The sequence below is a fragment of the Bradyrhizobium hereditatis genome (assembly GCF_020329435.1).
Lineage (GTDB): Bacteria > Pseudomonadota > Alphaproteobacteria > Rhizobiales > Xanthobacteraceae > Bradyrhizobium > Bradyrhizobium hereditatis.
The window spans coordinates 139,671-158,819 of record NZ_JAGKJK010000004.1 but is presented as its reverse complement, the minus strand read 5'-3'; the positions used below and the strand labels follow the sequence as shown (position 1 = coordinate 158,819).

The following is a 19,149-nucleotide window of genomic DNA, read 5'->3' as shown; positions in this document are numbered from 1 at the left end:
TTAGTCACCCAAAGTCGAGAAGGGATTGCTGCATATGCGTAACGACAATTCGAAGAAGACGGCCGCGTGGCTGCTGGCGACGGCGCTGGTGGTCGGACTGCCGCAACTCGCAAGCGCCGAAACGGTGCTGCGGATCGGCATGACCGCCGCCGATATTCCGCGCACGCTCGGCCAGCCCGATCAGGGCTTCGAGGGCAATCGTTTCACCGGCCTCACCATGTATGACGGCCTGACCATGTGGGACCTGTCGTCCCGCGACAAGGCGAGCGTCATGATCCCCGGCCTCGCGACCGAATGGAAGGTCGACGACGCCGACAAGAAGAAATGGGTGTTCAAGCTGCGTCCCGGCGTCAAATTCCATGACGGCAGCGACTTCAATGCCGACGCCGTGGTCTGGAACGTCGAGAAGGTGCTGAAGCAGGATGCGCCGCATTTCGATGCCAGCCAGGTCGGCGTCACCGCCTCGCGCATGCCGACGCTCGCCTCCGCGCGCAAGATCGACGACATGACGGTGGAGTTGACCACCAAGGAGCCGGACAGCTTCCTGCCCATCAACCTGACCAACCTGTTCATGGCGAGCCCTGCGAAGTGGCAGAAGCTCTATGATGCCGCCGAAGGCGCCGACGCCAAGGCGAAGTCGCAGGCTGCCTGGGCGGCGTTCGCCAGGGACGCCTCGGGCACCGGCCCGTGGAAGATGTCGAAGTTTACGCCGCGCGAGCGGCTCGAACTCGTGAAGAACGAAGGTTATTGGGACAAGAACCGCGTGCCCAAGATCGACCGCATGGCGCTGCTGCCGATGCCGGAGGCCAATGCCCGCACCGCGGCGCTGCTCTCCGGGCAGGTCGATTGGGTCGAAGCGCCGGCGCCGGATGCCGTCAAGGAAATCAAGGCGCGCGGCTTCCAGCTGCAGGCGAATGAATCGCCGCATGTCTGGCCGTGGCAGTTCTCGCGCATTGAAGGCTCGCCCTGGAACGACATCCGCGTGCGCAAGGCTGCCAATCTCTGCATTGATCGCGAAGGCCTCAAGGATGGGCTGCTCGCCGGCCTGATGGTGCCGGCCACTGGCACCTTCGAACCCGGCCATCCCTGGCGCGGCAAGCCGACCTTCGAGATCAAGTACGATTTGAAGGCCGCCCAGAAGCTGATGCAGGAGGCGGGCTACGGTCCGAATAAGAAGCTGACGGTGAAGACCCAGACCTCGGCGTCCGGATCGGGCCAGATGCAGCCCTTGCCGATGAACGAATATCTGCAGCAGGCGCTCGCCGAATGCTACTTCGACGTCCAGCTCGACGTCATCGAGTGGAACACGCTGTTCACCAACTGGCGCCGCGGCGCCAAGGATCCGAGCGCCAACGGCGCCAACGCCACCAACGTCACCTATGCGGCGATGGACCCGTTCTTCGCCTTGGTGCGCTTCCTGCAGTCGTCGATGGCGCCGCCGGTCTCGAACAACTGGGGTTACATCAACAATCCCAAGTTCGATGAGCTCGTCACCAAGGCCCGCCAGACCTTCGACCCCGCGGCGCGTGACGCGGCGCTCGCCGAGCTGCACGCCGCCTCGGTGGACGATGCGGCGTTCCTCTACGTCGCCCACGACGTCTCGCCGCGCGCGATGAGCCCGAAGGTCAAGGGCTTCGTGCAGCCGAAGAGCTGGTTCGTCGACTTCTCGCCGGTGTCGATGGCGCCGTGAGGTGAGCACACTGGTAGGGCTCCCCTCCCCCTTGCGGGGAGGGGGTGGGGGAAGGGGTTCACACGGGCAGTGCCGGTGCGGCCACCCCTCTCCCTAACCCTCCCCCGCAAGGGGGGAGGGAACCCTCCTATCGTACGTCCCTTACTGTAGCCTGCGCACCTCATCGTGCAGCATCTCGTTAGGTAAGTCTGTGCTCGTCTACACCCTCAGACGTATCGTCTACGTCATTCCGATCGTGATCAGCGTCGCGCTGGTGTGTTTCCTGCTCGTGCACATCACGCCCGGCGATCCCCTGGTCGCGGTGCTGCCGGCGGATGCCTCGCAGGAACTCGCCGCGCAGATGCGCACCGCTTATGGCTTCGACCGGCCGCTGCCGGTCCAGTTCGGGCTCTGGCTGTGGCGCGCCATCCATGGCGATCTCGGCAGCTCGATCGCGACCGGCCGCCCGGTGCTGACGGAAGTTTTGCGCGCGGTCGGCAATACGGTCACGCTCGCGGTTGCCGCCGCGCTGATCGGCTTCACGCTCGGGCTGTTGTTCGGCCTTATCGCCGGCTATTTCCGCGACACCTGGGTCGACAAGGTCGCAACCTCTTTCGCCATTGCCGGCGTCTCGGTGCCGCACTACTGGCTCGGCATGGTGATGGTCATCATCTTCTCGGTGCAGCTCAACTGGCTGCCCGCGGTCGGCGCCGGTCCCGGCGGCTCAGGCGCGTGGGGCTGGGATTGGGAGCACATGAAATATCTCATCCTGCCGGCGATCACGACGTCGGTGATTCCGATGGGCATCGTCACCCGCACGGTGCGCGCATTGACCGGCGACATCCTTTCGCAGGATTTTGTCGAGGCGCTGCGCGCCAAGGGCCTGCGCGAATGGGAGGTGTTCAAACACGTTGTCAAGAACGCGGCGCCAACCGCGCTTGCAGTGATGGGCCTGCAGCTCGGCTACATGCTCGGCGGCTCGATCCTAATCGAGACGGTGTTCTCCTGGCCCGGCTCCGGCCTCCTGCTCAATTCGGCGATCTTCCAGCGCGACCTGCCGTTGTTGCAGGGCACGATTTTGGTGCTGGCGCTGTTCTTCGTCACCCTCAATCTCCTGGTCGATATCGCGCAGGCCGCGATCGATCCGCGCATCAAGCGGGGCTGATCATGGCCGTAATGTCAGATACCGCGCTGCAGGCTGCCCCCATCACCAAGGCGCGCGGCTATTGGGCCACCGTCGGCCGCCGCATCGTGCGTGACAAGGTCAGCATGGTCTGCGCCTTCGTGCTGGTGCTGATCTTTCTTTCCGCACTGCTTGCGCCGTGGCTCGGCCTTGCCGATCCCTATCAGGGTTCGATGATCCGCCGGCTTCGCCACATCGGCACACCGAACTATCCGCTCGGCACCGACGAGCTCGGCCGCGACATGCTGGCGCGGCTGATCTATGGTGGCCGGCTGTCGCTGATCATCGGTATTCTGCCCGTGATCCTTGCCTTCGTGATCGGCACCTCGCTCGGCCTCGTCGCCGGTTATGTCGGCGGCCGGCTCAACACTGCGATCATGCGCACGGTCGACGTGTTCTACGCTTTCCCGTCGGTGCTGCTGGCGATCGCGATTTCGGGCGCACTGGGCGCAGGCATCGTCAATTCGATCGTCTCGCTGACCATCGTGTTCGTGCCGCAGATCACCCGCGTCGCCGAAAGCGTCACCACCGGCGTGCGCAACATGGATTTCGTCGAAGCCGCGCGCGCCTCCGGCGCCGGTCCCTTCACCATCATGCGCGTGCATATGCTCGGCAATGTGCTCGGCCCGATCTTCGTCTATGCCACCGGGCTGATCTCGGTGTCGATGATCCTCGCTGCCGGCCTCTCGTTCCTTGGTCTCGGCACCAAGCCGCCTGAGCCGGAATGGGGCCTGATGCTCAACACGCTCCGCACCGCGATCTACATTAACCCATGGGTGGCCGCGTTGCCCGGCGTGATGATCTTTGCGGTGTCGATCTGCTTCAATCTCCTCAGCGACGGCATGCGCAGCGCTATGGATATCAGGAACTGACGCGATGAATGAAACGTATCAGTCAGTATTGGAGCAGGTCGAGGACGTCGGAGGCGCGGCGCAGCCGCTGCTGCAGGTCGTCGGCCTGACCAAGCATTTTCCGGTGCGCGGTGATCTCTTCAGCCCGCGCAAGACCGTGCGCGCGGTCGACGATGTTTCCTTCTCCATCGCCAAGGGCGAGACGGTCGGCATCGTCGGCGAATCCGGCTGCGGCAAGTCGACCACGGCGCGGCTGCTGATGCATCTGATGAAGCGCGATGCCGGCGACATCATCTATGACGGCATGCAGGTCGGCCGCGCCTTGTCGCTGCGTGATCTGCGCCGCGGCATGCAGATGGTGTTTCAGGACAGCTACGCCTCGCTCAACCCGCGCCTCACAATCGAGGAATCGATTGCGTTCGGCCCAAAGGTGCACGGCATGGCCGATGCGGCTGCGCGCACCCTGTCCCGCGAACTCCTTGGCAAGGTGGGCCTGAGGCCCGAGACTTTCGCAAACCGTTATCCGCATGAGATTTCCGGCGGCCAGCGCCAGCGCGTCAATATCGCGCGTGCGCTGGCGCTCTCGCCGCGGCTGGTGATCCTTGATGAAGCGGTCTCCGCGCTGGACAAATCGGTCGAAGCGCAGGTGCTCAACCTGCTGGCTGATCTGAAGCGCGAATTCGGCCTGACCTACCTTTTCATCAGCCACGATCTTAACGTCGTTCGCTACATCTCGGACCGCGTGCTGGTGATGTATCTCGGCGAGGTCGTCGAGCTCGGTCCGGTCGACAAGGTCTGGGACGCGCCGGCGCATCCCTATACGCGCGCGCTGCTCGCCGCCATGCCGTCCTCCGACCCTGATAACCGCACCGAAACGCCGCCGATCTCGGGCGATCCGCCCAACCCGATCGACCCGCCGTCCGGCTGCAGGTTTCACACCCGCTGCCCGTTTGCGGAGCCGCTCTGCGCAAATGCGACGCCAAAACTCAGCGATGTCGATACAATGGGCCATCAGGCGGCGTGCTACATGGCCATTGCAGGCTCCGGGCACAGCCGCGCACCGGCCAGCAAGAACGACATGGGAGCAACCGCCGCATGACAAGACCCGATCCCAAACAGGTCAAGGTAATGACCGACGTCGCCGGTGTGCCGCAGGATTCGGAAGTTTCCGCGCGCATCGCCAATTCCATCGGACCTGCGTTCGACGGCTTCGCCCCGGTTGCCGGCACGCTGCCGATGGATCTCGAGCCTGCAACCTTTCTCCTGGTGCAGAACGCCAAGGTGTCAAAATGAGCGGCGAACCGGCCTTGATGTCGCTGGTCGCGGTCGCGAAGGCGATCGCCGGCAAGTCAATTTCCTCCCGCGAAGCGACGCAGTCCTGTTTGGACCGCATCGCGCAATGGCAGCCGCGCGTCAACGCCTTCATGGCGATCGAGACGGAGGAGGCGCTTGCTGCCGCTGATGCCGCCGACGCGGCGCTGGCCAAGGGCGAGATACTCGGGCCCCTGCACGGCGTGCCGATGGCGCACAAGGATATGTATTACGAGGCCGGCAAGGTCGTGACCTGCGGTTCGAAAATCCGGCGCGAGTTCGTCGCGACGACGACCTCAACTGCGTTGCAGCGGCTGAAGGACGCCGGCTTCGTCAGGCTCGGCTCGCTGCAGATGGTCGAGTTCGCCTACGGCCCGACCGGCCACAACGTCCACTACGGCGTGGTTCGCAATCCCTGGAATGTCGATCACATCACCGGGGGCTCGTCATCCGGCTCGGGCTCCGCGGTTGCGGCGCGGCTGACCTTTGCGGCGCTCGGCTCCGATACCGGCGGCTCGATCCGGATGCCCGCGCATTTCTGCGGCGTCACCGGCTTCAAGACCACGGTCGGCCTGATCAGCCGCGCCGGCGCGATGCCATTGTCGCAATCGCTCGACACCGTCGGACCGCTCGCGCAAACCGTGGAAGACTGCGCGCTGCTGGTCGGGCTGATGGCGGGCGCCGATCCCGAGGATCCGACCACGTCGACGCGGCCGGTGCCGAACTACATGGCCGCGACGACGGGCTCGCTCAAGGGTGCGAAGATCGGCGTACCCACCGCCTTCTATGTCGACGACCTCGATTCCGAAGTGGCGCGGGTGCTCGACGAGACCATCGCCACCCTCAAGAATGAGGGCGCCGAAATCGTCAAAGTCGAGCTGCCGGATCAGCGCCAGCTCACCGCTGCCTGCCAGATCGTGCTCGCCACCGAAGCCGCCGCCTTCCACAAGCGCTGGATGATCGAGCGACCGCAGGATTATGGCGGGCAGGTCTTGATGCGGTTGCAGAACGGGCTCGCGATTCCAGCGGTGACCTATCTCGACGCGCTGCGCTGGCGCGGTCCGGCGCTTGCCGCCTACCTCCCGGCGGTCGAAGGCACCGATGCCGTGATCGCACCGGTGGCGCCGATGCCGGCGGCGACCATCGCCGAGAGCGATGTCGGCAACAGCCTCGATGCGGAAGCCGTGATCCAGCGGATCACGCGATTCACGCGGCCCATCAACTATCTCGGCCTGCCATCGCTCTCGATTCCCGCGGGCTTCACCAGCAGCGGCCTACCGGTCGGCATGCAGTTGATCGGCCGCTCCTTCGACGAGGCCACGCTGGTTCGGATCGGCGCAGCCTTCCAGCGCGCGACCGACTATCATCAACAGGTACCCAAATTGGCATGAGCAACCTCGTCGAGATCCGCGACCTCAACATCCGCTTCACCGGCGAGCGGACGGTTCATGCCGTCAACGATATCTCGCTCTCGCTTGGCGAAGGCGAGGTGCTCGGCCTGCTCGGCGAGTCCGGCTCTGGCAAGAGCGTAACGTTGCGCGCGCTGATGCGGCTATTGCCAAAGAAGCGGACGCAGATTTCGGGCACTGTGAAGGTGCTCGGACGCGACGTGCTGGCGATGAACGAGGAGGAGCTTTCGGACTTTCGCGGCCAGACGGTTTCGATGATCTTCCAGGAGCCGGCGCTGGCGCTCGATCCCGTCTACACAATCGGCCGCCAGATCGCGGAGACCGTGATCCGCCACGAAGGCAAAAGCGAAAAGGAGGCGATGGCGCGCGCGCTGGAAATGCTGGAGGTAGTCCGCATTCCCTCCGCCAAGCGGCGCTTGGAGGCCTATCCGCATGAAATGAGCGGTGGCATGCGCCAGCGCGCGATGATCGCGCTAGCGCTTGCATGCAAGCCAAGAATTCTGCTCGCGGACGAGCCGACCACGGCGCTGGACGCTACCGTGCAGATCCAGATCCTCCTGCTGCTGCGCGAGTTGCAGCGCGAGTTCGGCATGTCCGTGATCTTCGTGACCCACGATATCGGTGTCGCCATCGAAATCTGCGACCGCGTTGCCGTGATGTATGCCGGCCAGATCGTGGAGCAGGGCCGCTTGCGCGACATCGTCCGCACGCCGGTACATCCCTATGCCAAGGGGCTATTGGCCTCGACCGTCCACGGCGCCAAACGCGGCCAGCGGCTGGAGACCATCCCGGGTACGCCGCCCTCGCTCGACAGGGCGCCTGTGAGCTGCTCATTCGCGCCGCGTTGTGCGGTCGCGGAGCCGCGCTGCAGCGAGCGCTTGCCGCCCAATGTGCAGGTGTCGTCAGACAGAACAGCGCGTTGTGTGTTGGCGGAGCCGGTAGAAGTTTCCGCGGCAAGCTGAAGCGACGTTCCCCGGATGCTGCGCAACGCGCCGCACTTCGCGGCGTGGTGCGCTGCTTATCCGAGGGCCATGTGTTGCAGCCTGGATCCGGCTCTGCGTCGCATCGCTACCTGACGCGCCGCGTCCGGGACACGAGAGGAGTCAGCCACCCAGCCCGGGATCGGCCCATTGCTCTATCTGTGCCGGTCCCACCACCTGCTTCGGCTGATGGGGATTGAGAGTGCCGGCGCTGGCGGACCAGCCCTTGGCCAGGATTTGCATCGCAAACAGCTTGGCGTCGATTTCAGATTTAAAAGTGCGGGTCGTGCGCGCCGCGCTCTCTGCAGTCTCGTCTGTCCTCTCCGGACCGAAAGTCACATACCAAATATCGTTCTGTTTCATGCCGGCATAACGCGCCTGACATAAAAAAGTTTCACTTCGCAGGCGCAGTCGAAAGCGTGGACGGCTCGTCGTATCGGCCGACCTGAATCCTGGGGGACCTCAAATGGTGATTTCCAACGAAGGCATTCTGGTTATTCTCTTTGTCGGCCTGGTGGCCGGCTGGCTCGCCGGCAAGATCGTGCGCGGCACCGGCTTTGGCATTATCGGCGACATTCTCGTCGGCATCGCCGGCGCGCTGCTGGCGAGCCTGCTGTTTCCAAGGCTCGGCATTCGCCTCGGCACCGGGCTGGTGTCCGAGATCGCCTACTCCACCATCGGCGCTATCATCCTGCTAATGATCGTGCGGCTGCTCCGCACCCGCAGACGGTGGTAACGCGCTATTTCGCCCCGCTCACCGCCTCGACGATCCAGCGCCGCACCGCCGCAATCCGGCGGTCACGCGCCTGTTCGGTGCGCGAGACGAGATAGATCGTCTCGCTATGCGCGGCCTCGAACGAGAAGGGTGCGACCAGTTTCTTGCCGAAGGAGGGCCGCGCCTTGATCAGCGGCGACATCGCGAGCGTGACGCCGAGCCCCTGTTCGGCGGCCTCCAGCATCGCCGGTACGCTGTCGAGCCACAGATGCCCGCGCGGCGTGAGGTGCGCAAGCCCGGCCTCCCGAAGCCAGACCGGCCACGCGCGTGGTTGTGACGTCAGATGTATCAGCACCTGCCGTGACAGATCCTCCGGCTGCTTCAATCCGCCCCTGATCAGCGCGGGCGCACAAACCGGCAAGCCCTTCACGGCGACGAGCGGCTCGAATTTCAGTCCCGTCGAATGTTCGCGGCCATAGCGGATCGCAACATCGACGCGGGAAGCATTGAAATCAGTATATTGATGCGTGGCTTCGATGCGCAGCGTAAGTTGCGGATGACGTCGCTTGAATGCCGGTAGCGCCGGGATTAGCACCGCGGAGGTGAAGAATGGTAGCGAGCTGATCCAGAGTTCGGCGTCCGCATCGCGGCGATTTCGCAGCATGTCGCGGCTTGCGTCGTGCAGCGCCAAGAGCGCCGCCGAGACCTTTGCGAAATAGCGCTCGCCATCGGCCGTCAGCCGCACCGAACGCGCACCGCGCACGAACAGTTTTGTGCCGAACCGCTCTTCCAGCCCGCGGATCTGATGGCTGATCGCCGACGGACTGAGCGAAAGATCGCGCGCCGCGCGGCGAAAGCTCAGTTGCGAAGCGGCGCGCTCGAATGCCAGCAATGCGGTTAATGGCGGGATCGCGCGCAGCGGCGAGGACGGTGCTTCCGAGAGGTGAATAGTATTCATCTGAGATGAGGAAATCCCTTTTGTTATATGCGCTGTCTTCCGCCAGACTAGCTCAACGTGCAATACGCCTCACCCCAGGACATCGCACCATTGGCAATCTTCGAGCCGCTTGGCCCGCATCGCTGGCAGCCAACGCCACTCGCCGCCGGCCCCTTCGCCGGCCTGCAGGGCGGCGCTGTCGCAAGTCTGCTGACGGCGGAGATTGAGGCGCAGGCGCATCAGAGGAATTGGGGCAGGGCCATTGCGACGTCGGCCTGGTTCCTGCGGCCGACCCCGATGACGGAATTGCGAACCGCGCTCTCGGTCGTGACGGAAGGCGGCCGCGTCAGTGTGGTCGACAACACGCTGTGGCCGGCCGGCGAGGAGCAGCCCTGCGCCACCGTCCGGGTGACGCTGTCACGGGAGCGCGCGGTCGACGTGCCCGGATTTGTCGAGCCTGCGCGCGAGGCCGCCGATCCCACGCAGTTTCCGGTCCGCACCAGGCAGGCGGCGCATGGCGGGCCCTGGTTCATGGAGGCGATGGAAGCCGCGAGGGTGATGGCGTCGCCTGGTTTCGCATGAATCAGGCGGTCATCAACGACGCAGGCCCGCTCTCCGCGGTACTCGGCCCGGCCGACTGGACCCATGGCATCGCCCGCCCGTGCCAGAATGTGGTGGCGGATCCGAACCCGAATCTGACGGTCCAGCTGTTCCGCCAGCCGGAGGGCCCCTGGATCGGCATTCGCGCGCAAGCCCGCTGGCGGCCAGCGGGCGGGTTGGGCGCCGGAAGCGGTGTCCTGCTCGACGTCGATGGCGAGATCGGCCGGGTCTCGATGTCCGTGATTCTGGTGCCGTTTCCGCTCCAGGCCAAGGCTCAACCCGCCGAAGGGCTGGCCCGGGCATCAAATTAGCTGCCCCCAAGCGCGCAAACTTCCGTTTTCGCCCTTCATAGGGGTGAACTGGATATAGGTTAACGTGACTTAAAATGGACGGTATCAGAAAACACCGGTAAAACCGCCACGTAGCCCTACCCGCTTGAAGAGATGCGCATAAATGGCAGCCGCTCCCGTCCGGCGTTCCGAGCTCGGTGAAGCGCTGCGCGCTTGCCGCAACGCCTTTATCGGCGTTGGCGTCATGAGCTGCATGATCAATATCCTGTACCTCACCGGCTCCATCTTCATGCTGGAGGTCTACGACCGCGTGCTGCCGAGCCGCAGCGTGCCCACCTTGGTCGGTCTGGTGATTCTCGCCGCCGGCCTCTACATCGCCCAAGGCTGCCTCGACCTGATTCGCGGCCGCATCCTCGGCCGCATCGGAACGGCGCTGGATGAGGCCATCAACACGCGCGTGTTCGAGACCGTGGTTCGCCTGCCGCTGATGGTCGGCAGCCGCAATGAGGGCCTGCAGCCGCTGCGTGATCTCGACAATGTCAGATCATTCCTCGGCAGCATGGGGCCGGGCGCGTTCTTCGATCTGCCCTGGCTGCCGTTCTATCTCGCAATCTGCTTTGCGTTTCACTGGCTGCTCGGCGTCACCGCGCTGGCCGGCGCCATCATCCTGGTGACGCTGACGCTGATCACCGAGTTCCTGTCGCGCGCGCCGGCGAAGGAGGCGATGACGCTGGCAGCGCGGCGCAACGATCTCGCCGCCACCAGCCGTCGTAACGCCGAGGTGCTGGTCGCGATGGGCATGTCCGGACGCCTGAGCAAGCGCTGGAGCGAGGCCAACGAGACCTATCTGGCGGGCAACCAGCGCGCCAGCGATATCGCCGGCGGCCTCGGGGCGGTCGCCAAGGTGTTGCGCATGATGTTGCAATCGGCGGTGCTCGCGGTCGGCGCCTATCTCGTGATCCACCAGGAAGCCACCGGCGGCATCATCATCGCGGGCTCGATCCTGGCCGCCCGCGCCCTGGCCCCCGTTGACCTCGCCATCGCCCATTGGAAAGGTTTTATGGCCGCGCGCCAGAGCTGGCGTCGACTCTCCGGGCTTTTGGAGAAGATGCCGCCGGCGAACGAGCAGACGCTACTGCAAGCGCCGACCAAGCGGCTGTCGGTCGAGGCCGTCAGCATCGTGCCGCCGGGCGATCAGCGCGTCATCGTGCAGGATGTCAACTTCGCCGTCGACGCCGGCACCGGCCTCGGCGTCATTGGCCCGAGCGGGTCCGGCAAGTCGTCGCTGGTCCGCGCGCTGGTCGGCGTCTGGACCCCGGTCCGCGGCAAGGTGCGGCTCGACGGCGCCGCGCTCGACCAGTGGTCGTCGGACGTGCTCGGCCGCTACATCGGCTATCTGCCGCAGGACGTCGAACTGTTCGCCGGCACCGTGGCGCAGAATATCTGCCGCTTCGACCCCGAGGCGAAGTCCGACGCCATCATCGCCGCCGCCAAGGAGGCCGGCGTGCATGAGATGATCATCAAGATGCGCGAGGGTTATGATACGCAGATCGGCGAGCAGGGCGCGGCGCTCTCTGCCGGACAAGCGCAGCGCGTGGCCTTGGCCCGTGCGCTCTACGGCGATCCGTTCCTGATCGTGCTTGACGAGCCGAACTCCAATCTCGACAGTGAGGGCGACGAGGCGCTCACCCGAGCGGTGCGCGCTGCGCGGGCGCGCGGCGCCATTGTGGTCGTGGTAGCGCACCGGCCGATTGGCATCGAGGCAGTTGATCAATTGCTGGTCCTGAAGGAGGGACGCATGCACGCGTTCGGGCCGAAGGAAACCGTGCTCGGTCAGGTGCTGCAGCGCGTGCCGTCACCGCCGCCGCCGATCAAGATCGTGTCCGAAGCGGGAGCCGCGAAAAAATCATGACCGCCGAACTGAAAGGCGCGCGCCGATCAATCCGCTCGCATCTCATCCTGGGCCTTGCGCTGATGCTGGTGGTTGCCGGCGGGTTCGGCGGCTGGGCCTCGACTGTGCAGATTTCGGGCGCGCTGATCGCGCCGGGCTCGGTGGTGGTCGACTCCAACGTCAAGAAGGTGCAGCACCCGACCGGCGGCGTGGTCGGCGAGGTGCGCGCGCGTGATGGCGATGTTGTCAAGGCCGGCGATATCGTGGTGCGGCTCGACGAGACCGTGGTCAAGGCGAGCCTTGCCATCGTCGTGAAGACGCTGAACGGCTTATGGGCGCGTGCGGCGCGGCTGGAAGCTGAGCAGCGCGGCCTCGACCAGATCAAGTTCCCTCCACAGCTCGCCGAGCGCGCCGACGATCCTGACGTTCGCGACGTCATGGCAAGCGAAACAAAGCTGTTCGAGGTTCGCGTGTTCGGGCGCGCCGGGCAGAAATCGCAGTTGCGCGAGCGCGTCGCGCAGCTCAACGAGGAAATCGCCGGCCTAACCGCGCAGGAACAGGCCAAGGATAAGGAAATCGCGCTGGTGGAGAAGGAGCTGGTCGGCGTGCGCCAGCTCTATGAGCAGCGCCTGATTCAGATCTCGCGCCTGACGGTGCTGGAGCGCGATCTCGCCCGCCTGTCGGGCGAGCGCGCGCAATACATCGCCGCCCGTGCGCAGGCCAAAGGCAAGATCACCGAAACCGAGTTGCAGATCATCCAGATCGACAAGGACGTCGTCAGCGAAGTTTCCAAGGACCTGCGCGAGACCAACGACAAGATCGGCGAGTTCGTCGAGCGCAAGGTCACCGCGGAAGACCAACTGCGCCGCATCGACATCCGCGCGCCACAGGACGGCGTGGTGCTGCAGTCGACGGTTCACACCGTCGGCGGCGTCATCACCGCGGGCGATGCCATCATGATGATCGTGCCGAAGGCCGACGATCTCTCCGTCGAGGCCAAGGTCAATCCGCAGGACATCGACAAGCTGCAGGTCGGCCAGAAGACGCTGCTTAGGCTGTCCGCCTTCAACCAGCGCACCACGCCCGAACTGAACGGCGTCGTCACCCGCGTCTCGGCCGACGTCACCACCGACCAACGCACCGGCCAGAGCTACTACACCATCCGCGTCTCGATGCCGCCGGACGAAGTCGCTCGCCTCGGCGAGGTCAAGATCATCCCGGGCATGCCGGTGGAAGCCTTCGTCCAGACCGGCGACCGCACCATGTTCTCGTATTTGATGAAGCCGTTCAGCGACCAGCTCATGCGCTCGTTCCGGGAGAGGTGAGGCTCCTCTTGATCCCCGTTCTCCGCTGTCATCACCCGCCTTGTGCGCAATTGCGCACTGGGGCGGGTGATCCAGTACTCCGGAAACGGCGGTGATGGAACCGAAAGGCCGCGGCGTACTGGATACCCCGCCGGCGCGGGTATGACGGTCGAGGTGCTCGAAAGCGGCGATCCTATCTCCTGTCGTACTCATCCGGCCTCATCGCCCACGCCCAATCCTCATGCCCGGGCGCGTAGGTGCGGTTGGTCTCGGCTGGATTGCGGTTGACCAGCGGCCGCATGAACATCGGATGCGTGGCGCTGCGCACCTCGTGCTCCACCGTGAAGAGGTGCCTACCATCATCGATGTCAACGATATCGCGGAAGCGGTATTGATACTGGTTGTCTTCCTGCGAGATCAGCCCGCGCTCTCGCAGGCGGTGGTAGGGACCGGAAAAGTCCGTGATGTAGATCTGCACGTGATGCCCGTCGTAATCCGGCAGCGCGCGGTCGGTCTCCCGGAATTGCAGGTACTGGTTCTTGCCGGCCTTGACGCGCGCAACGGTGCCGTCGCCGTTCAACAGCTCCGCCTGCATTCCCATGATCGCGGGATAGAACGCGGAGATTGCCTTGGCCGTCCCGACCGGCACATCGAACTCGACATAGGGAAGGCCGAGCGTAATGCGTCCGAAGCGCGCGGCATCCGGCGCGTAGCAGCGGATGCGATTGCCCCAAGGACAGATCGCCTCGACGTGGTCGTTGCGCTCGCTGAATGCAAATGATGTCCCTTCCAGCTTCTTCGCGACCGACGCGAGTCGATCCAGCAGCGCTTCGCGTCCCGCGATGACGATGCCGGTATGGCCGCGCAGCACCTGCGCTGGCCCCTGCGGCAGATGAAACTGGCTTCTGCCGACATTGATCCACATGTTGCTGTCCGAGACCATCAGATAGGGATCGCGGGTCAGCCCGAGGCCGGCGTTGTAGAACAGCGTCGCCAACCGCTGATCGGGAATAGTGACGTTGACGTGCTCGAGATGGATTGAGTTGCCGAGATCCTCTGCGGCGCGGTCGAATGGCTGTTGCATGGGTGCAATCCTCAGTGACAGCTACAGTACCAACTACTAAACCCTCATGGTGAGGAGGCGCCTTAGCGCCGTCTCGAACCATGCGGCCCCGCTGGTGCCACTCATCCTTCGAGACGCGCGTTCCGCGCTCCTAAGGATCAGGTCTGGCAATTCCATGCTGCGCATCAGCGCGACAAAGTCTCCAGCAGCAAATTCAACGCCGTCTTCGCAAACGCCTGCATGTTGGCTTGCCGGTCTGCAATGCCCGTCTCCAGCGTGAACACCGCGCTTTGCGGCCCCGCTACCGCCGTGCAGCAATGGCCGGCCGCGTCGCCATAACGGTTGCCGGTCGGCCCCGTCGCGCCGGTCTCCGAGAGTCCCCAATCCGCTGCAAAGCGCTGGCGCACCTGGCTCGCCAGTAGTTCTGCGTAGGGCTCCGAAGCCGAGCGGAGGCCCTTCATCGCCTCATCAGGAATATCCATCAGCAGCCGCCGTGCGTCCCGCGTGTAGACCACCGCGCCGCCAAGGAAATAGGCCGATGCGCCCGGCACTGACAGCAGCGCCGCCGAGATCAGGCCGCCGGTTGAAGATTCCGCAACCGCAATCGTCTGTTTGCGCGCGACTAATTGAGCGGCGATCTTTTCGGCTATCGTTATGAGTTCTTTCATCTCACCTCCCAAAAATCCCGCCAGTCATGTCCTCCTAGCACAGGAGGTCCACATTTGCCGAGTTGCGGCGCGTGGGGCTCCCTGATTGAATACCTCAAACGACCGCAGCCAAAGCGGCACACGGGGAAACACCATGACGTCGCCGATCACGGGCGGCGTGGATTGCGATCTGCATCCCGCCGTTCCGCATTTGACCAGCCTGTTGCCCTACATGAACGATTATTGGCGCGATCAGGTGACAACGCGCGGCATGACCGACCTGGTCTCGCAATCCTATCCGACCAATTCGCCGATCTCAGCGCGACCCGACTGGCGGCCGGCGCAGGGTAAGCCCGGCGCTGACATTGCCGAAATGCAGAAGCAGGCGCTCGACCGGTTCGCTGTAGCTTACGGCATCTGCAATCCGCTCTACGGCGTCCAGATGGTGTTTTCCGAGGACATGCAGGACGCATTCTGCCGCGCGCTGAACGACTGGCTGGCCAAGGAGTGGCTCGACAGGGAAGCGCGGCTGCGCGGCTCGATCGTGATCCCCTCGCAAAGCGCCGAAAAATCCGTCGCCGAAATCGAGCGTTGCGCAAAGGACAAGCGCTTCGTTCAAGTGCTGATGCTGGTCATGGGCGACATGCCCTTGGGCAAGCGCGCCTACTGGCCGATCTACGCTACCGCCGAACGGCTCGGCCTCACCATCGGCATTCATGCCGGCAGCGCCTATCACAACCCGCCGACCTCGATCGGCTGGGGTTCCTATCACATCGAGGACTATGTCGCGCAAGCGACCGCGTTTCAGACCCAGCTCACCAGCCTGATCGTGGAAGGCGTGTTCGCACGGCATCCGAATCTGAAAATGGTGATGCTGGAGTCCGGCTTCACCTGGCTGCCGGCCTATCTGTGGCGCCTGCACAAGTTCTGGCGCGGCATTCGGATGGAAACGCCGTGGGTCGATCGCGCGCCGCTGGAGATTGTGCGTAGCAACATCCGATTCTCGCTGCAGCCGGTCGATGCGCCGCCCGATCCCGCAACCCTGAACCGCCTGTTTGACCATATGCAGTCGGACGAATTGCTCCTATTCTCGACCGACTATCCGCACTGGCAGTTCGATGGCGACGAGGTGCTGCCGCCGGGATTGTCGAGCGATCTTGTCCGCAAGATCATGATCGACAATCCGCTCGCGACTTACGGCCGGTTGCAGATGGTGAAGGAGACGACGCCATGAACGTCCAGTTCCGCCCAGAGTCTTCCGCTTCCACCAGCGTCAAGACTGCGATTGCCGATTGCGATATCCATCCCGCGCGCGCGACCAGGGACGAACTCTATCCGTTCATGGCCAAGCGCTGGCATTCGCATCTCGAGACCTACGGCATCGGGGCCTATCACGGCATGATGGAAGGGCCGCCCTATCCGAAGGCGCAGCCGAACGCCTCGCGCCGCGATGCCTGGCCGCCGGAAGGCGGACCGCAGGGCTCCTCGCTGTCGTTCATGCAGAAGCAGTTGCTCGATCCCTACAATGTCGCGCTCGGCGTGCTCAATCCGCTCGCCAGCGGGCAGGGCCTGCGCAACCAGGATTTCGCCGGCGCGCTCTGCGCCGCCATCAACGATTGGCAGATCGAGAAATGGACCAGCCAGGACAAGCGCCTGAAGGCGTCGATCGTTGTCGCCAATGAGGACGGCGTGACTGCCGCCGCCGAGATCCGCAAGCGCGCGGGCGATCCGAATTTCGTGCAGGTGCTGCTGCTCTCCCGCAACGTCGAGCCGCTCGGCCAGCGCCGCTACTGGCCGATCTACGAGGCGGCACAGGAGATCGGGCTGCCGGTTGGCGTGCACGCGTTCGGCTTCGGCGGCAACCCGCTCACGCCGTCGGGATGGCCGAGCTTCTACATCGAGGAGATGGTCGGCCATGCGCAGTGCCAGCAGACCGTGCTCGCGAGCCTCGTGCTCGAAGGCGTGTTCGAGCGTTTCCCGAAACTGAAGATGGTGATGATCGAGGCCGGATTCGGCTGGGCGCCGTCGCTCGCCTGGCGGCTCGACAAGCATTTTGAGAAGCTTCACAGCGAGGTGCCGCATCTCAAGCGCAAGCCGTCAGAATATATCCGCGATCACATCTGGTGGACCACGCAGCCGATGGAAGATCCGGAGCGCCGCGATCATCTGTTCCAGGTGATCGAGTGGATCGGCTGGGACAAGCTACTATTCGCGACGGATTATCCGCATTGGGATTTTGACGAGCCGTCGCGCGTGGTGCCGCCCGGCGTCAGCGAGGCCAACCGCGAAGCGTTCTATCTCGGCAACGCCAAGAAGCTGTACGGCATATCCTGATGGTTCGTCACGTCATCGCCCCGGTGCACGAGTTGCCGCCGGGGACGCGAAAATTCCTCGATATCGACGGGCGGCCGATCGCGATCTTCAACATCAAGGGCGAATTCTTCGGCCTGTTGAACCGCTGCCCGCATCAGGGCGCGGCCCTGTGCGAGGGCCCGTTGATTGGCCTCGCGCAATCCTCCAACCCCGGCGAGATCGAGTATACAAAACTCGGCGAAATCATCCGCTGTCCCTGGCACGGCTGGGAATTCGACATCCGCACCGGCCAATCCTACTGCGACCCGAAACGCTTCCGCGCGCGAGCCTATCCCGTCAACGTCGAGCCGGGATCGGCCGTGGTGAAGGGCCCGTATGTGGCAGAGACCATCGCGGTCTCGGTGGAGAGCGATTACGTGGTGGTCGATTTGTAACGGCCGTCCTTCCGGCGCGTCGAAGGCGCGAACCTGGACGTGCAATTGTACGTCCGGAAATCCCAAGATCCTGCTCGGGCTCTTCGAAAACGTCCTGGCTCTTTGCTGATTCCATTGAGTAGATGCCAAGGCATTCAGCAACGGCCAAGGGACCACGTATCCCGGCAGTGGCTAAGGTTCAAACCGTCCTGAGCGAAGTGGCAAGGCAAGGAGCAGTGCGTTAACGGCCCATGGTTGCAATGCACAAGTCGTATGCCGGTCGGCCGCGATCGTCTCGAGCACCTGCAATCCAAGCTCGTGTCACTGATGAGTTCCCCTCTGCGGCGGCGGTTCTTCAGCCGCGGACAATGCTCTGGTCCGCATCTTTCTCGGAGCATTGACCGGCCGTGGAACGGACTTTGCCTTGGCGGAATTTACCCTCGAAAGCAAGCTCAACCTGATTTCATTTGGTTTAAGCATCGGCCTCGGCGGCAAACCATCGTCAGAATGGCCGCCGCAAGAAAAAGACGGGAGGCACGGGGCGGCACGCCGGCACGAAGCCGCAGGGAGGATGTGATGAAAAATTTGGCCGTAATCACGTATGCTGCGCTCGGCCTGTGGGCGCTCGGCTATTCGAATGTTTTGGCTCAGGCACCGAAAACATTCACGCTAAAATTCAATCACGTGCTTGGCCCGAAGGAGCCATACCACGATGGCTTCCTGAAGTGGGCCAAAGCCGTCGAGCAGCGCACCAATGGCGGTCTCAAGATCGATGTCTTCCATTCCGCGCAACTGGGTGTTGAGGAAGACATCATCGAGCAGATCAGGCAGGGAGCCAATATCGGCCAGAACACCGACGCCGCGCGTATGGGAAACTACGTTCCCGGCATCGCCGTGATGAACGGACCATATTTCGTCGAGACGCTGGAAGAAGTTGCCAAGCTGCGCAAAGCGCCGACCGTCGCAAAATGGCAGGAAGAACTTGCGACCAAGTTCGGGCTCAAGGTGGTGTCTTTCAACTGGGTGCAAGGCTATCGACATTTCTTTACCAACAAGCCGATAAAGACGCCGGATGATCTGAAGGGCCTGCGCATCCGCACGCCGCCGGCGCCAATTTGGCAAGAGTCGATACGCGCGCTTGGTGCCGTGCCGGTAGCGATGGCATTCGGCGAGATGTACCCGGGACTGCAGCAGCGGGCGATCGATGGTGTCGAGCTGGTTTACAACAACATTCCGGGGGGCCGCTTCTACGAGGTGCTTAAGGTCGCGAATGAAACAAAGCACATCATGCTGATCAACTTCGAAGTCGTCAGCGGCAAATGGTTCGACAGCCTGCCGAAGGAATATCAGGACGCGTTGGTGGAAGAGGCCGATCGAGCCGGAGAGGAGACATCGCGTCAGATCCTGAGGCTGGAAGCCGAAGTCGAGCAGCAACTGAAGTCTCGCGGCATGACGATCAATAAGGATGTCGATCTCGCCGCTTTCCGGAAGGCCGGCGAAAAGGCGTACGAGGTCCTGAAGATCACCGACGCCAAGAACTCGGTGCATAAGGAAATCGGCAAGTAGGTTCCGC

Annotated in this window: 20 protein-coding genes; 16 read left to right on the top strand and 4 right to left on the bottom strand. The window is 63.8% G+C overall.

The annotated features are described in order from the left end of the window. Positions 1-34: 34 nt before the first annotated feature. The 7 genes from J6524_RS11090 to J6524_RS11060 all read left to right on the top strand — a co-directional run bounded on the left by J6524_RS11090 (position 35) and on the right by J6524_RS11060 (position 7,385). Positions 35-1,690: an ABC transporter substrate-binding protein gene (locus tag J6524_RS11090; protein ID WP_225670406.1), complete on the top strand. Its 1,656-nt coding sequence runs from the start codon at positions 35-37 to the stop codon at positions 1,688-1,690. 190 nt (positions 1,691-1,880) lie between these two features. Then, the gene (locus tag J6524_RS11085) at positions 1,881-2,834 is read left to right on the top strand and encodes an ABC transporter permease (protein WP_225670405.1); all 954 of its coding nucleotides are present in this window, start codon (positions 1,881-1,883) and stop codon (positions 2,832-2,834) included. Between the two features lie 11 nt (positions 2,835-2,845). Next, a complete protein-coding gene (locus tag J6524_RS11080) occupies positions 2,846-3,724 on the top strand; it encodes an ABC transporter permease (RefSeq protein WP_376712013.1) in 879 nt (292 codons plus the stop codon). Between the two features lie 4 nt (positions 3,725-3,728). After that, the gene (locus J6524_RS11075) at positions 3,729-4,802 is read left to right on the top strand and encodes an ABC transporter ATP-binding protein (protein WP_225670401.1); all 1,074 of its coding nucleotides are present in this window, start codon (positions 3,729-3,731) and stop codon (positions 4,800-4,802) included. Continuing rightward, positions 4,799-4,996: a hypothetical protein gene (locus tag J6524_RS11070; protein WP_225670399.1), complete on the top strand. Its 198-nt coding sequence runs from the start codon at positions 4,799-4,801 to the stop codon at positions 4,994-4,996. The genes J6524_RS11075 and J6524_RS11070 overlap by 4 nt, the downstream gene beginning before the upstream one ends. Next, complete coding sequence (locus tag J6524_RS11065; RefSeq protein WP_225670397.1) at positions 4,993-6,405, top strand: amidase; 1,413 nt, start codon at positions 4,993-4,995, stop codon at positions 6,403-6,405. Before J6524_RS11070 ends, J6524_RS11065 begins: the two co-directional genes overlap by 4 nt. Continuing rightward, a complete protein-coding gene (locus tag J6524_RS11060; protein ID WP_225670395.1) occupies positions 6,402-7,385 on the top strand; it encodes an ABC transporter ATP-binding protein in 984 nt (327 codons plus the stop codon). Before J6524_RS11065 ends, J6524_RS11060 begins: the two co-directional genes overlap by 4 nt. A gap of 141 nt (positions 7,386-7,526) precedes the next feature. Here J6524_RS11060 and J6524_RS11055 read toward each other — a convergent pair whose 3' ends face one another. Then, a complete protein-coding gene (locus J6524_RS11055; RefSeq protein ID WP_225670393.1) occupies positions 7,527-7,766 on the bottom strand; it encodes a hypothetical protein in 240 nt (79 codons plus the stop codon). Positions 7,767-7,869: 103 nt separating this feature from the next. On the opposite strand from J6524_RS11055, the gene J6524_RS11050 reads away from it, so the two are divergent. Beyond that, positions 7,870-8,139 (top strand): GlsB/YeaQ/YmgE family stress response membrane protein, encoded by a 270-nt coding sequence (locus tag J6524_RS11050; RefSeq protein WP_225670391.1) that lies wholly within the window; start codon positions 7,870-7,872, stop codon positions 8,137-8,139. A 4-nt stretch (positions 8,140-8,143) separates the two neighbouring features. Here the strand turns inward: J6524_RS11050 and J6524_RS11045 are convergent, their stop codons facing one another. Then, positions 8,144-9,076, bottom strand: coding sequence for a LysR substrate-binding domain-containing protein (locus tag J6524_RS11045; protein ID WP_225670389.1), 933 nt, complete (start codon positions 9,074-9,076; stop codon positions 8,144-8,146). Between the two features lie 90 nt (positions 9,077-9,166). Here J6524_RS11045 and J6524_RS11040 point away from each other — a divergent pair, with 90 nt between their 5' ends. The 4 genes from J6524_RS11040 to J6524_RS11025 all read left to right on the top strand — a co-directional run bounded on the left by J6524_RS11040 (position 9,167) and on the right by J6524_RS11025 (position 13,161). Beyond that, complete coding sequence (locus J6524_RS11040; RefSeq protein WP_225670387.1) at positions 9,167-9,637, top strand: acyl-CoA thioesterase domain-containing protein; 471 nt, start codon at positions 9,167-9,169, stop codon at positions 9,635-9,637. Continuing rightward, a complete protein-coding gene (locus J6524_RS11035) occupies positions 9,634-9,966 on the top strand; it encodes a hypothetical protein (protein WP_225670386.1) in 333 nt (110 codons plus the stop codon). The genes J6524_RS11040 and J6524_RS11035 overlap by 4 nt, the downstream gene beginning before the upstream one ends. Positions 9,967-10,108: 142 nt before the next feature. Further along, positions 10,109-11,857, top strand: a complete 1,749-nt coding sequence (locus tag J6524_RS11030; protein ID WP_225670385.1) for a type I secretion system permease/ATPase — start codon at positions 10,109-10,111, stop codon at positions 11,855-11,857. Beyond that, entirely contained in the window at positions 11,854-13,161 is a 1,308-nt protein-coding gene (locus J6524_RS11025; protein ID WP_225670384.1) for an HlyD family type I secretion periplasmic adaptor subunit, read from the top strand. Before J6524_RS11030 ends, J6524_RS11025 begins: the two co-directional genes overlap by 4 nt. A 172-nt stretch (positions 13,162-13,333) precedes the next feature. On the opposite strand, the gene J6524_RS11020 is transcribed toward J6524_RS11025, so the two are convergent. Both J6524_RS11020 and J6524_RS11015 read right to left on the bottom strand, forming a co-directional pair. Then, a complete protein-coding gene (locus J6524_RS11020) occupies positions 13,334-14,224 on the bottom strand; it encodes a hypothetical protein (RefSeq protein ID WP_225670383.1) in 891 nt (296 codons plus the stop codon). 164 nt (positions 14,225-14,388) lie between these two features. Then, positions 14,389-14,871 (bottom strand): CinA family protein, encoded by a 483-nt coding sequence (locus tag J6524_RS11015; protein WP_225670382.1) that lies wholly within the window; start codon positions 14,869-14,871, stop codon positions 14,389-14,391. A gap of 133 nt (positions 14,872-15,004) precedes the next feature. Here J6524_RS11015 and J6524_RS11010 point away from each other — a divergent pair, with 133 nt between their 5' ends. The 4 genes from J6524_RS11010 to J6524_RS10995 all read left to right on the top strand — a co-directional run bounded on the left by J6524_RS11010 (position 15,005) and on the right by J6524_RS10995 (position 19,142). After that, a complete protein-coding gene (locus J6524_RS11010; RefSeq protein WP_225670380.1) occupies positions 15,005-16,084 on the top strand; it encodes an amidohydrolase family protein in 1,080 nt (359 codons plus the stop codon). Further along, positions 16,081-17,184: an amidohydrolase family protein gene (locus tag J6524_RS11005; RefSeq protein ID WP_225670378.1), complete on the top strand. Its 1,104-nt coding sequence runs from the start codon at positions 16,081-16,083 to the stop codon at positions 17,182-17,184. The genes J6524_RS11010 and J6524_RS11005 overlap by 4 nt, the downstream gene beginning before the upstream one ends. Then, entirely contained in the window at positions 17,184-17,597 is a 414-nt protein-coding gene (locus J6524_RS11000) for a Rieske (2Fe-2S) protein (RefSeq protein ID WP_225670376.1), read from the top strand. The genes J6524_RS11005 and J6524_RS11000 overlap by 1 nt, the downstream gene beginning before the upstream one ends. A gap of 252 nt (positions 17,598-17,849) precedes the next feature. After that, positions 17,850-19,142 (top strand): C4-dicarboxylate TRAP transporter substrate-binding protein, encoded by a 1,293-nt coding sequence (locus J6524_RS10995; protein WP_225670374.1) that lies wholly within the window; start codon positions 17,850-17,852, stop codon positions 19,140-19,142. Positions 19,143-19,149: the final 7 nt, after the last annotated feature.